Below are 12033 nucleotides of genomic sequence, written 5' to 3'. Positions count from 1 at the left end.
GGTACACCCGGGGGTCTTGGGCCGGGAGCGGGAACATCCCGGTGGCACGCATGTTGGCGGTACGAACGGCGGTTGCGGCATTGCTCGCATTGACAATTCTCGGATTCACGGCGCCCTCGGTCGCCGCAACGGAGATCGCCTCGAACCCCGGCGCGGTGGCCTCCCAAGCCGCCGCCGTGGTCGAGAGCAGCCTTCCCAAGGCCTCGTTGCCCTCCCGCATCGAGGCCCCGACGGCCCAGGACGTGACAAGCGTGGTCGCCCAGCGGCGAGCCGTCGTCGAGCAGGCCGCCTCCGGCCTTGCCGACCGCGTCGCCCCCGTCGCCGACCCTGCGCTTGGCCTTCTTTCCGAGGCCCGCAAGGCGCCCGAGAGCCTTCCCTCGACGCGCGCGCACGCCCAGCCGGCGTCACCGGAGGCGCCCCTGGACGCGAGCCTGGCCATGGCCGCCGGGGCGGCCGTGGTGGCCTCGCCCCTCGTGTCGGCCGCGCTCGTCGGCGGCGCGACGGCCAGCAGCGGCGCCATCGACTATCGCGACGCGCGCCGCGGCTTCCTCGCCGCTCCCATGCCCTTCTACTCGCGCCTTTCCCGCCGGGAGCTTCTCGTGCACGACGCGCGCTCGAAGCTCCACGAGACGATCCGCGCGGAGCCGGGCGCAAGCCTGCAGGACCTCGTCGACCGCACGGGCCTCTCGCGAAGCGCCGTCGCCTACCACCTGCACCTCCTCGAGCGGCAGGGCTTCGTGGCAAGCGAGCGCTCCGGCCGCGCGCGGCGGTACTTCCCCGCGGGCGCCTTCGGCGGCGACGTCAAGGCGGCCGTGGGCGCCGTGCGCAACCCCAAGGCGCTTGCAATCGGCGCGTTCATCCGCGACCACCCGGACGTTCCCCAGCGCGCCCTCTGCGCGCAGTTCCTCATGAGCCCCACCGCGGCACACTGGCACCTCCGCAAGCTCGAAGAGGCCGGCCTCGTGCAGAGCGAGCGCGTGGGCAAGGAGGTCCGCTACCGCGCGACGGCGCTTTGGGGCGCGCTTCCCAACCAGGCCTCCGCGGTCGACGCGCCGGTGCCCACGACCCTCGAGGTCTCCGAGCGCGCCGTCGGCGCCTGAACGGCTCACGTCAGGATCGGGATGAGCAGGCGCAAGTCCTTCTCCTCCACCACCACGTCGGCCGCCTTGCGGACGTCGTCGTCGCTCGGGTTGAAGGCGACGCCAAAGCCCGCCGCGCGGAACATGGGGACATCCTGGCTGCTGTTGCCCACGGCCGCGCATCGGCCGGGCGTTGCGCCCAGATCCGCGAGGAGACGGGGGATGGGCCGGCCCTTGTCGAGGACCGGCACGTTCACGAACCCGTCGTCGAGCAGCCGCCCGTCGTGGTCGAAAAGGACGCCGTTTGCAAGGTAGGCGCCGATGCCGGTCTCCTCGCACACGCGCTTGGCCAGGATGTCGAGGCCGCCCGAGACGATGGCCGTCTTCGTGCCGCGGCGCGACAGCTCGGCGACGAGTTCCTTCGCGCCGTCGATGAGCGCAAGCTTCGCGAGCGTGGCCTCAAGCTCGCGCCGGTGCCCGAGCCCCGCCTGCTTCCAGCGGGCGAGGTCGCGCCGGACGAACTCCACCTCGTCGAACTCGCCCCGCAGGAACGCCTGCAGCACCCCCTCGTTGTCGATCCCGAGGCTGTGGTGCACCCATTCCCAGCTCGAGTGGCGGTCCACGAGCGTGCCGTCCATGTCGAAGAGAACGGCCTCGAAGCGGGGTCTCATCGCGGCACCGGCTCCGTCGCGGTGGCGCGGATCTCGTAGGTGCCCTCGCCCGTGGCGGAGAGCCGCACGGACCATGCGCCCGTCCGCGGGGAACGGAGCGAGAAGTCCCGTTCGCCGCTTGCGTCCCATTCGAACGACTCGCCGGCGCCCGCCGGGTCCCGGATCGAGGCTTCGGCGCGGCCCTGCACGGGAGGCGGGGCAGGAACGACGGGCGTGTGGAACGTCACGCGAAGGAGGATCGCAAGGTCGGTCGAGCCGGGCGTCACCTCGAACGTGACGACCTCCTCGCGAGCCGGCGCGTTGAGCGGCGAGAAGCTGCCGGCGACCTGCGCCTTGGCCACGCTTGCGTACTCGGGCCCGGTGACCGTGTCCAGCACCGCGCAGCCCGAAAGCGCGGGAAGAAGGAACGCGGTCGCAAGGGTGGCCGCCGCCGGTCGCATCGCGAGCGAACCCGCCTTTGCCCATACGAACCTTGCGCAAGCGGGATCAACGCTTGCCGCGCCCGCGCTTTCCGGACTTGGGACTCTCGGAGCGCTCCTCCCGCTCCTCCTCGTCCTCGTCGTCCTGCTCGTCGTCGCCGTCGTCGTCCTTGCGATCCCCGCTCAAGACGATGCCCTTCACGACATCGAGGAGCCCGCCTCGCGAGGACGGGGCTTCCGGTGGATCCTCGGTCCCGCCGGCCGCCGGCGGCGCCGTGTCGGGCGGCCGGACCGAAGGCGGCTCGTCGCGCGGCGGAGGCCCGGCGACGCGCGCGGAGGGTCGCGACGGGGCGTCCGCGTCGCCCGGCGGCTTGGGAAGCAAGGGCGCGTCGGCCGGAGGCGTCGTCGCGCTCTCCTCCTGCCACTGGCCCACCACGAGCAGCGAGACCGCCGCGGCGCACGCGAGCAGCACCTTTGCGCCCGACCTCATGGTCCTTCCCTCTCCACCGGTCGCCACAATCCTTGCCGGACGAACCGCGGGAACACGAGCCGGCGAGCCGCTAGGCTTTCAAGCCCAAACGAGGTTGCGCGTCCGTGCGCGTGGGCCTTCTCGTCAACCCCGTCGCGGGCCTTGGCGGCCGCGTCGGGCTCAAAGGCACGGACGGCGCCGTCGCGGAAGCCCTCCGACGAGGCGCCGTCGCGCGCGCCGGCGATCGCGCAGTCGAGTTCCTCCGGGCCCTCCCGGAGAACGTCGAGATCGCCACGTGCGCAGGCGCCATGGGCGAGCGCGCCTGCGAGGCGGCGGGCGCAAGCGCCATCGTCGCGCACGTGCCCGCCGAGCCCACGAGCGCCAACGACACGCGCGAGGCCGCAGCCGCGCTTGCGGAATTGCCCGTCGACGTCCTCGCGTTTGTCGGCGGGGACGGCACCGCGCAGGACGTCCTCGCCGCCGTCGGCGAGCGCGTGCCCGCCCTCGGCGTGCCCGCGGGCGTCAAGATGCATTCCGCCTGCTTTGCCCCCACGCCCCGCGAGGCGGCGGCCATCCTCGCGGAATGGGACGGCAGGACCGAGCTTCGCGACGTGCTCGACGCCGACGAGGGCGCGATCCGCTCCGGCCGGATGGAGGTTCGCCTGGCCGGGCGCCTGCGCGTGCCCGCCTCGCCCCGCGTGCCGCCGGGCAAAAGCCCCGCGCCCCCCGGCGACGAGGAGGTCGCGCACGCCATCGTGCACGCGCTTTCCCCGGGCGTCACGTGGATCCTGGGCCCCGGCGGCACGCTCCACGACGCCAAGCGTCTGATGGGCCTCGACGCGACGCTCCTTGGCCTCGACGCCGTGCGCGACGGGCGGCAGGTGGCCAAGGACGCCTCCGAGCGGGAGCTCGTCGCGCTGCCCGATCCCTTGGGCCTCGTCGTCGCGCCCATCGGAGGACAGGGCTTCGTGATCGGCCGCGGCAACGCGCCCCTCTCCCCCGCCGTGCTCGCGCGCATCCCACCCGACCGCCTCGTCGTGGCCGCCGGCGAGGAGAAGCTCCGCGGGCTTCCCTGCCTGCGGGTCGACACGCAGGACCCCGCGCTCGACGCGCGGTTCCCGGCCTGGATCCGCGTCCTTGTCGCGCCCGGACGCACGAAGCTTGTGCGCGTCGAGGGCGGGAACGAAAAAGGCCAAGAATGATCGAACCGACTACGCGGGCGATCCGTTTCCCGGCCCAACCAACGAATAGAATCTGTCGAACATGTTCGAGCCCACGTTAAGGCTATTAACCCCCTACCCCTTTCCGCCGTCGGCGGTTCTCCGTGACGCTCACCGAAGTCGTGTACAAGATGAAGAGCCACGCCTACCCGCTTTGCGCGTTCACGGAACAGAACCCGGGCAGCAAGGTCCTCGTCAACCAGACCGCCTACGACGACCAGACCCGCCTCGTGAAGCTCCTCCTCACCGTTGCCGCGCCCGAAGGCTCCACCAAGGAGCTTCTGTCGCAGTTCGACACGCTTTTCAAGGCGCACGAGGTCGTCCGCACCGCCAAGGACACGGTCTCCTTCCGCGTCACGACGACCCTCGACCAGCTCAAGGAAACAAAGAGCCCCCACGGGTTTGCCCTCGAGTACTTCGGCGAGAAGGCCATCGTCCAGCCGAGCCTCGTGAAGGCGGGCTACTTCAACACGCGCCTCATCGTCCTTGGCAAAGTCGACCTCGCCGAGATGCTCCAGCAGTACGAGAACGGCGTGGACGGCGGACGCTGGGACGACTTCAAGCTCATCCGCATCGACGACTTCGACCCCGAGCAGCAGATCACGGGCGCCTTCGCCGAGGCGCTCACGCAAAAGCAGCTCGAGGTCATCAAGACGGCTCTTGCGCTTGGCTTCTACAACACGCCGCGCTCCGTCACCCTCGACGACCTCTCCAACATCTTTGGCATCTCGAAGGCGGCGGTCCATAACCGGCTCCAGGCGGCCGAACGAAAGGTGATCGCGAGGTACTTTTCGTGAGGCGCCGGGGGGCCGCGCAACGGACCCCCGAGCGCCGAACGAAAAGTGATCGCGAGATACTTCTCGTGAAGCCGCTTGGAGCATGCATTCGCCGTAGCAACCTATTTCAAGGCGACGCGGCGTGCGTCGTCCGCGACTTCGGCGGCCCCGCCGAAGAGCGAGTCCGATCAAACGAACCCGCGAGCGAGCGCAGGCCGCGCGGCCCGGAGTGCCGCGCGGCGGCAGTCGCGGCCCAAAGGGCCGCGACGGCGAGCGAGACGGGTTGGTTTGTGGCCTGGGTGGGGTAGTGGTTATCCTCGGGGACTGTGGATCCCTGGATCCGGGTTCAATTCCCGGCCCGGGCCCTTGGGGAAGGGTCCGGGAAACCCCGCGTAGGGGTTTCCCGACGTCGCGGCCGCGCAGCGGCCGCATGCAGCGGGGGCGCCGGCCCCGCGCGCACGCGGCCCGCACCCTGATGTATACCTTCGTATACACACGTATACATCCCTCCGCGCCCGCCCGCCGCCGCGCGCCCTCTCCCCGCGCCCCTTCGCCAACGTTTTTCCGTCGCGGCACCCTCCGTGCGGCCAGCATGCGGCAGGAGCGAGCCTTTCGCGGCGCGATCCTGGCGGCGCTTCTTGCGGCCGCGGGCGCGCAGGCGGGAACGGCCACCGATCCGGAGGTCGCCGACGCAAGCGGCGACGAGTTCTACGTGCCCGTGGGGGGCTCGGGCAGCGCCGCGTCCGAGGTCGACCTTCTCCGGGCGTACTTCTCCGTCGACGGAGCGACGATTCTCGTCACGCTCGAAACGCGGTCGGCGGCGTCGGGTTTCCTCGAGCGGTGTCCAAACTGCGCGTGGGTCGTGGGGTGGACCGTGGGCGGCCGGCAGCTTGGCGCCATGTACTTGCGCTCGCCGATCAACCTCGCCTACGAGGAGCGGGCCGCGCTCGTGGAGCGCTCGGCCGGCGGGGACGGCGCGCTTCCGTGGTCGGAGGTCTCGCCGATCGGTTTTTCCTTCGAGCGCGGAACGCCTGCGCGCGTGGTCTTCGAGGTCCCGCGCGCGGTGCTGCCGGGGCTGAGCGGGGCCGGCCGTCTTTCGGACACCTTCGCAGAGTCGTTTGGCTCGACGCGGGCGCACGCGGCGGCGCGGCCGACGTGGTATCTTGCCGACCGCGCGCCCAACGACGGTTTCGGGCGCGAGGTGCCGGTGCCCGCGCCCCCGGCGAGCCCGCCCGGGCAAACGCCGCCGCCCTCGAACCTGTCCGGAAACGACACCTCCGACGACGCCGCGCCTCCGCCGTCGGGCTCCGCGCGCGTGGTGTACGAGGCGAGCTACTCGTGGGCGCTTGCGCCCCGCGAGCCGGACCATTTCGATTCGCTGCCCGGCGACGGCCCGCTTGTGGTGGAGACGGAGGCGCAAGGGTCGGGCTCGGCGCAGGTGCGCGTGTTTGCGCCTTCGGGGAGCCTCGCCTATTCGCGGACGTTGGGCCGCGGGGCCGAGCCGGATTCGTACACGATGCCGGCGGAGGCGGGCCGCTGGCGCGTCGAATACGTGCTTGCCGACTTCGCAAGCGTGCGCGTCAAGATCACCGCGACCGGCGGGCAAGGCGCGGGCGGACTGGGAACGCAGGATCTCTCCGGCGGCCTGCCGTGGCTCCCGGTGGCGTTGGCGTTGGGGCTTGCCCTCGTGGCCGTCGCGCTGTTGCTCCGGGGGCGGCGGGGCGTGCCCTCGCCCGCGGGCGAGAGCTCGCGTGGAGGCGGCGGGCCGCGCCCGCCCCGCTACCGGACGCTCCGCGAGCTTCCCTCGGGCGCCTTTGGGCGCGTGGTCGTGAGCGAGGACACGCAGCTTGGGCGCAAGGTCGTGGTGAAGCAGCTGCACCCGCAATGGCGCGCGATCCCCAAGATGCGCGCGGCGTTCCTGCGCGAGGCGCGCGTGGCCGGTTCCGTGAACCATCCAAACGTCGTGATCGTGCACGACGTGGACGAGGAGAACGACGCGATCATCATGGAGTTCGTGGAGGGCGGAAGCCTCGCGGAGCGGGTGCAGAAGGGGCCGCTTGGCGCGCCCGAGGCGCTTCGCGTGGCCGACGAGATCCTGGCGGGCCTGGAGCGCGTGCACGAGGAGGGCATCTTCCATCGCGACCTGAAGCCAGCCAACATCCTGTTCGCGCGCGACGGGCGGGCCAAGGTTGCGGACTTTGGCATCGCGCACTCGCCCAACGTGAACGTCACGACGCTAAGCTCGACGGGGCACCAGCCGGGCACGCCGCTCTACATGGCGCCCGAGCAGCTGCGGAACGAGCCGGCCGACGCGCGGACCGACCTGTACGCCGTGGCAGCGCTGCTGCACCTCATGGCAACGGGCAAGCACTACCTCGGCCAGCCGCCGCGGGACTACTACGAGCTGCGGACGGCGGTGCTGGAGGGCGAGCCCACGCTCGATCCGTCCCTTGCGCCCGGGATCGCGGCCGTCGTTCGCAAGGGTCTCGCCAAGCGCCGCGAGGACCGCTTCCCGTCGGCGGCGGACATGCGGGCCGCCGTGCGCGATGCGCTCCTTCGCCTGCGAGGGGCTCACGGCGGAGAGTAGCGCCGCCGGTAGGCGGGGCGAGGCACGAGCGAAAGCAGCGCCACGACCAGGAACGCGATGCCCGTCCACAGCGTGTTGCCCGTGACGAGCCAGACGAGCGCGGCGACGACGATGGCCGGCAAAAGCCAGATGAGCGCGCCCACGACAAAGCCGATCACGAACAAGCCCAGCACGAGGAGGACGAGCAGCACGAGCAGGCCGACGCCGTCGCCCGCCACGATTTGCGCAAGCTCCATGCAACGCCGTCGTCGGCAGGGCCGCCATAGCGCTTTTGGGTCAAGCGGACGTCATTCGGCCTGCGCGGCGGCGTCCTCGACCGCGTAGTAGTATTCGCCGCTTGCCCGTTGCTCGACGTCCAGTCGGGAGCCTTCCTTGTTGACGCGCGGGCGGCGCGTGTCCTTGTCGCGGCGGAAGGTGACGCCCACGTCCGCGAGGAAGCGGTTCATGCCCTCGCGCATCGGGAAGGGGCCCGCGCAGAGGCCCTCCACGCCGGGGTTGCCGCCGAAGGTCATGACGGAGTCGGCGATGAGGTCGATGAAGTACACGTCGTGGTCGACCACGAGCGCGCTCTTGCCGGTCTTCTCCATGACGCGGCGGATCGTCTTGGCCACGACCATGCGCTGCTCGACGTCGAGGTAGGCGGAGGGCTCGTCGAGGAGGTAGAGCTCGGCCGGGCGCGCAAGCGCAAGCGCCACGGCGACGCGCTGGAGCTCGCCGCCGGAGAGCTTGTCCACGCTCTTTGCGGAGAGCTTCTCGAGGTCGAGCGGGCGGGCGATCTCGTGAAGGAAGAACGGGCTTGCGGCCTGCTCGGCGAGCGCGACGTACAGGAGCTCCTGCACCGTGCCCTCGTAGTCGCCTTTCACGTACTGCGGCTTGTAGGAAACCTTGACCTTGACGTCGACCGTGCCGCGGGTGGGCGCGATCTCGCCGGCCAGCATCTTCACGAAGGTCGTCTTGCCGGTGGCGTTGGGGCCCACCACGCCCACGACCTCGCCGACGCGGATCTGCCCGGGCTGCGAGCGGAAGCGGAAGGACTCGTACGACTTCTCGAGCTCGGGGAACTCGAGGAGGACGTGGGCCTGCCAGTCCTTGCGCGGCGGGTGCGCCTCGAACTCGATGGTCGTGTCGCGGAAGCGGATGTTCTCCTCGCGCAGGAACCCCGACAGATAGACGTTGATCGAGGAGCGCACGGGCCGCGGGATCGTGACGATGCCGTAGGCGGCCGGCGTGCCGTACAAGACGTGGACGTCGTCGGCGAGGAAGTCGAGGACGGCGAGGTCGTGCTCGATGACGACGACGGCCTTCTCGGCCGCAAGCGTCCGGATCATGCGGGCGGCGCGCAGGCGCTGGCCGATGTCGAGGTAGGAGGAGGGCTCGTCGAAGAAGTACACGTCGGCCTCCTTGAGCGCAGTCGCCGCGATGGCCACGCGCTGCAGCTCGCCGCCGGAGAGGGCGGCAAGGTCGCTGTCGAGCACGGCGCCAAGGGCAAGCGCGTCGACGACGTGGGCAAGCGCGCCGCGCTCGTCCGTCTTGCGGAGGAGGTCGCCCACCTTGCCCTTCACGGCCTGCGGCAGCTTGTCGACGTATTGGGGCTTGAGCGCCGTCTTCACGTTGCCGGCGGCGACGTGGCGCAGGTAGTCGCCAAGCTCGGTCGCGGAGTACTTGTCGATGGCCGGCTGCCACGACGGCGCGGCCGTCCAGTCGCCGAGGTTGGGCAGCTCCTGCCCCGAGAGGATGCGGATGGCCGTGGTCTTGCCGATGCCGTTTGCGCCCAGGAGGCCCACGACCGAGCCCTTGCGGGGCACGGGCAGCCGGTAGAGGCGAAAGGCGTTCTCGCCGTACTGCTGCAGGAGATCCTCCTTGAGCTCCTCGGGGAGGTTGATGATGTGGATCGCGTCGAAGGGGCACTTCACGACGCAGATGTTGCAGCCGATGCAAAGCGTCTCGCTGATCTTCGCCTTGTTGTCCTCGCCCATCCACACGCAGGGCTTGCCCTGGCGCACGATCGGGCAAAAGTGGTGGCACTCGAAGTTGCACTTGCGCGGTTGGCAGCGGTCCTTCTCGACGACGGCGATTCGCATTGCGGCAAGGCCGCGTACGGCGCCGCGCCGTATAAAAACGCCGCGTCGCGCCGGACCGCTTGGCTAGCCCGGAACCGGCTCGGCCACGGCCGGCGGCGCTTCCAAGCAAGGGAACTGCCGCAGGCGCCGCGCATGCCAGGCGGCCGTGCTTCGCGGAATCCCCGCCGCTTGCGCAAGCTCGCTCGACGAGGCGTCGGGCCGCTCGCGAAGCGCCGCCATCACCGCGCGGGCGGCAGGCGAGGCAAGCGCGACGCTTGCAAGCGCCGAGGCGCGATGCGCCTGCGAGCCGGCGGGAACGTACCGCTGCCAAGCGCCCAAGCGCACGCATTCGACGTGCCCGAAGGCGCGCAGGACGCCGAGGTGGTACAGGGCCGTCTTCCGGTCGATGCCAAGGGCCCGGGCCATCGTGTGCGCCGTCCCGCCCGGCTGCTTGCCGACGAGGTCGAGAAGCGCGCGGCGGGTCCCGTTCCGGAGCACGGAGGTCCGGCGAAGGTGGCGGTACAGGGCCCAGGCCGCGAGGACGATGGGCAGCGCCGCCGCGAAGAACGGCGCCGTTTCGTGGGGCGCCGAAGCGGCCACGCGAGAGGCGACGGACGCGGAAGCGGACGCGGGCGCTTCCGCGCGCGGCGATTCGCTTGCCCGTTCGGGCGCCGGCTGCGGTCCGGAGGAGGACCCTGCGGCCCCGGACGTCCCGCCGGGGGCAAGCGAAGGCGACGGCGCGAGGCCGTCGCCCGACGCGACGCCCGAAGCGTCGCGTCCGGGGATTGCCTCGCACAATCCGCGTGGCTCGCGCGGCCGCTCGGGGGCGAAGATTTCGCGGTACGCGGCGACGAGGGGATCGCGGACGGATTCGAACCAGGGGCGAAGGTCGCGGCAGCCTTCGTGCCGCGCCGCGACGAAGGGCGCAAGGACCGGCGCCACCGATTCCCGAAGCGCCGAGGAAACCGCTGCCGCCGCCTGGCCCAACGGCGGTCCCGCCGGTCCAGGATCGATCCGGAGGGCGTCCGAGGGCAAAGCGCCCGCGACGGAGCGGGACGCCTCGCGAGCGTCCGCGAGAAGCGCGTCCCGCGCGCCGTCGGCACCCTGCAGGGCGGCGGCGCCCTCCTCGCGGACCGCCGCCGCAACGCCTGGGGGAAGCGGCGCGCCGGCGTCCCCGGCCGCGCGAGCGGCCCATCGGGACGCGTCGGACAGGATTTGGTCCGGGGAGGCGCCAAGGAGGTACTCCGTCGGATGGTGGCCGGCCCCGGCGCTTGCAAGCGGGGCGACGAGCGCGAAGGCGACCGCGATCCAGACGGCGGTGCGCATGGCCTCGACCTCTCCCGGTCCGCGGTGCCCTCGCGATCCCATAACCTTTCTGGTGGCGCGTCCAACGAGACGGGGAAAAGCCTCAAGCCGAGATCGCGCCCGGCGCGGCCGCGAGGTCGTCGTAGGTGCCCGAGTAGACGGGGTGCGTCGCGTCGCAACCGCCCGCCAGCCGGTGGCCCGCGCGGACCGCGATGCCGCGACCGTCGCCGTAGGGCGCGATTTCGACGCAGATCTGGCCGGGCGCCGTGATCCAGCCGCTTGCGGCGTTGCCAAGGAAGTCGAGCTTGTTCGAGGATTCGCCGCCCGCGCCAAAGCGGTTGATGAACCCGATTGCGCGGTCGGCCTCCACCTGCACGAGCTCCACGAAGGCAATCCCATCCTGGCGCTTGAGCACGACCGAAACGCCGGCCGTCTCCGGGGTGGCGCCCAACGCCAAGGGCGTTCCGGCCAGCAGGCCCAGGGCAAGCAGGGTGATCAAGGTCCGGTTCCGTCGCGGTTGGCGGTTCGTGTCTTGCATCGAGCACACGCTCGCGCCCCACTGCCCGCGCGGGAGCATTCCACTTTTTCCCAGGTCGTTGGACGTGCCGCGCGCCGGCGCGACCCGGACGTCGGGAAACGTGCCGCGGTTCCGTCCCACAAACGCCGTGCCTGGCAGCCGGCCTTGCAGAGCCGATGAACCGCCTCCGCCCGCTGTGCCTTGCGCTTGCCGTCGCGATCGCGCTTGCCGGATGCGTCGGGGAGCCGCAGGACGGCTCGCCAGGACCCTACGGCGACGCCGACCGGCAGGATCCGCGGCCCGGCGACGGCGACGAGCCGGGCGAGCAGAACGATCCGAACGGGGACGCGCGCGTGCTTCCAGGGGACGAGGAACAATCCTTCCGCGTCGAGGACGGTGGCGCGCGAACCTTCGCGATCGCAAGCGGCGATCGCGGCCGCGCCGTCGAGGTCGTCGTGAACCTCACGGCCGTCTCGGGGACGCCATACGTCACCCTTCGCGCGGCCGACCGCGTCACCGAGTTCGTCGTGTTCGAGGACGCGCGCACGGTCGAGGGCTCCGCGCAGGTCCGCTTCGACCTCGAGCTGGCCTCAGGCTCCGAGATCTTCGTCGCGGTGGGCTCCGAGGGCGGCGAGGTCGACGTCGCGTTCGTCGTGACGGAGCGGACCGACGAGAGCTAGACCCACGGCGAGGAGAACCTTCGCAAACGCGCGGCGAATTCCGGCGCGCCTACGGCGGAGCCCCGGGCGGGCTGCCGGCGGCGGCGCCGCCGGACGCCTTCTTCTCCTTGAGGGCGTCCTTGGCGCGCTTGATCTCGGTCCAATCGAAGTACTTGCCGCACGCCTTGCAGCGCCACTTGTTGGCGACGACGAAAACAACTTTCTTTTCGCCGCATACGCTGCAGATTTCCATGCCGCCGACCGGGGGGAG

At 71.3% G+C, this 12033-nt stretch carries 13 protein-coding genes and 1 tRNA gene; 6 read left to right on the top strand and 8 right to left on the bottom strand.

Annotated features, from left to right (window positions below):
• The first annotated feature begins 80 nt into the window (after positions 1–80).
• Positions 81–1100: a MarR family transcriptional regulator gene (locus VM681_08500; protein ID HVL88023.1), complete on the top strand. Its 1020-nt coding sequence runs from the start codon at positions 81–83 to the stop codon at positions 1098–1100.
• Between the two features lie 5 nt (positions 1101–1105).
• On the opposite strand, the gene VM681_08495 is transcribed toward VM681_08500, so the two are convergent.
• The 3 genes from VM681_08495 to VM681_08485 are packed head-to-tail and all read right to left on the bottom strand — an operon-like array spanning position 1106 to position 2659.
• Entirely contained in the window at positions 1106–1750 is a 645-nt protein-coding gene (locus VM681_08495) for an HAD family phosphatase (protein ID HVL88022.1), read from the bottom strand.
• Entirely contained in the window at positions 1747–2190 is a 444-nt protein-coding gene (locus VM681_08490; GenBank protein HVL88021.1) for a hypothetical protein, read from the bottom strand. Before VM681_08490 ends, VM681_08495 begins: the two co-directional genes overlap by 4 nt.
• A gap of 46 nt (positions 2191–2236) precedes the next feature.
• A complete protein-coding gene (locus tag VM681_08485) occupies positions 2237–2659 on the bottom strand; it encodes a hypothetical protein (protein ID HVL88020.1) in 423 nt (140 codons plus the stop codon).
• A gap of 104 nt (positions 2660–2763) precedes the next feature.
• On the opposite strand from VM681_08485, the gene VM681_08480 reads away from it, so the two are divergent.
• The 4 genes from VM681_08480 (at position 2764) to VM681_08465 (ending at position 7221) form a co-directional block, all read left to right on the top strand.
• Entirely contained in the window at positions 2764–3840 is a 1077-nt protein-coding gene (locus VM681_08480; protein HVL88019.1) for an ATP-NAD kinase family protein, read from the top strand.
• Between the two features lie 122 nt (positions 3841–3962).
• Positions 3963–4655, top strand: coding sequence for a helix-turn-helix domain-containing protein (locus VM681_08475; GenBank protein HVL88018.1), 693 nt, complete (start codon positions 3963–3965; stop codon positions 4653–4655).
• Positions 4656–4927: 272 nt separating this feature from the next.
• Positions 4928–4999 (top strand) — tRNA-His (locus tag VM681_08470).
• Positions 5000–5226: 227 nt separating this feature from the next.
• On the top strand, positions 5227–7221 hold the full coding sequence (locus VM681_08465; protein ID HVL88017.1) for a serine/threonine-protein kinase: 1995 nt from the start codon (positions 5227–5229) through the stop codon (positions 7219–7221).
• Here VM681_08465 and VM681_08460 read toward each other — a convergent pair.
• From VM681_08460 to VM681_08445, 4 genes are all read right to left on the bottom strand, one after another.
• Positions 7206–7457: a hypothetical protein gene (locus tag VM681_08460; GenBank protein ID HVL88016.1), complete on the bottom strand. Its 252-nt coding sequence runs from the start codon at positions 7455–7457 to the stop codon at positions 7206–7208. The genes VM681_08465 and VM681_08460 overlap by 16 nt on opposite strands.
• Positions 7458–7508: 51 nt before the next feature.
• Positions 7509–9302, bottom strand: coding sequence for a ribosome biogenesis/translation initiation ATPase RLI (locus VM681_08455; GenBank protein HVL88015.1), 1794 nt, complete (start codon positions 9300–9302; stop codon positions 7509–7511).
• A gap of 63 nt (positions 9303–9365) precedes the next feature.
• A complete protein-coding gene (locus VM681_08450) occupies positions 9366–10607 on the bottom strand; it encodes a winged helix-turn-helix transcriptional regulator (GenBank protein ID HVL88014.1) in 1242 nt (413 codons plus the stop codon).
• 82 nt (positions 10608–10689) lie between these two features.
• The gene (locus VM681_08445; protein HVL88013.1) at positions 10690–11085 is read right to left on the bottom strand and encodes a hypothetical protein; all 396 of its coding nucleotides are present in this window, start codon (positions 11083–11085) and stop codon (positions 10690–10692) included.
• Between the two features lie 194 nt (positions 11086–11279).
• Between VM681_08445 and VM681_08440 the strand changes: the two genes are divergently transcribed.
• Positions 11280–11783, top strand: a complete 504-nt coding sequence (locus VM681_08440; protein HVL88012.1) for a hypothetical protein — start codon at positions 11280–11282, stop codon at positions 11781–11783.
• A gap of 49 nt (positions 11784–11832) precedes the next feature.
• Here VM681_08440 and VM681_08435 read toward each other — a convergent pair whose 3' ends face one another.
• Positions 11833–12015, bottom strand: a complete 183-nt coding sequence (locus VM681_08435) for a hypothetical protein (GenBank protein HVL88011.1) — start codon at positions 12013–12015, stop codon at positions 11833–11835.
• Positions 12016–12033: the final 18 nt, after the last annotated feature.

The organism is Candidatus Thermoplasmatota archaeon (assembly GCA_035541015.1).
Taxonomy (GTDB): domain Archaea; phylum Thermoplasmatota; class SW-10-69-26; order JACQPN01; family JAIVGT01; genus DATLFM01.
The sequence above is the reverse complement of the archived record's forward strand: the minus strand, read 5'-3'. Positions and strand labels throughout refer to the sequence as shown.

Excerpts from the sequence above, each read along its gene's own strand:
- VM681_08435 (HVL88011.1), bottom strand. The coding sequence starts at position 12,015 with ATGGAAATCTGCAGCGTATGCGGCGAAAAGAAAGTTGTTTTCGTCGTC.
- VM681_08490 (HVL88021.1), bottom strand. The coding sequence starts at position 2,190 with ATGCGACCGGCGGCGGCCACCCTTGCGACCGCGTTCCTTCTTCCCGCG.
- VM681_08460 (HVL88016.1), bottom strand. The coding sequence starts at position 7,457 with ATGGAGCTTGCGCAAATCGTGGCGGGCGACGGCGTCGGCCTGCTCGTG.
- VM681_08440 (HVL88012.1), top strand. The coding sequence starts at position 11,280 with ATGAACCGCCTCCGCCCGCTGTGCCTTGCGCTTGCCGTCGCGATCGCG.
- VM681_08485 (HVL88020.1), bottom strand. The coding sequence starts at position 2,659 with ATGAGGTCGGGCGCAAAGGTGCTGCTCGCGTGCGCCGCGGCGGTCTCG.
- VM681_08450 (HVL88014.1), bottom strand. The coding sequence starts at position 10,607 with ATGCGCACCGCCGTCTGGATCGCGGTCGCCTTCGCGCTCGTCGCCCCG.
- VM681_08465 (HVL88017.1), top strand. The coding sequence starts at position 5,227 with ATGCGGCAGGAGCGAGCCTTTCGCGGCGCGATCCTGGCGGCGCTTCTT.
- VM681_08495 (HVL88022.1), bottom strand. The coding sequence starts at position 1,750 with ATGAGACCCCGCTTCGAGGCCGTTCTCTTCGACATGGACGGCACGCTC.
- VM681_08455 (HVL88015.1), bottom strand. The coding sequence starts at position 9,302 with ATGCGAATCGCCGTCGTCGAGAAGGACCGCTGCCAACCGCGCAAGTGC.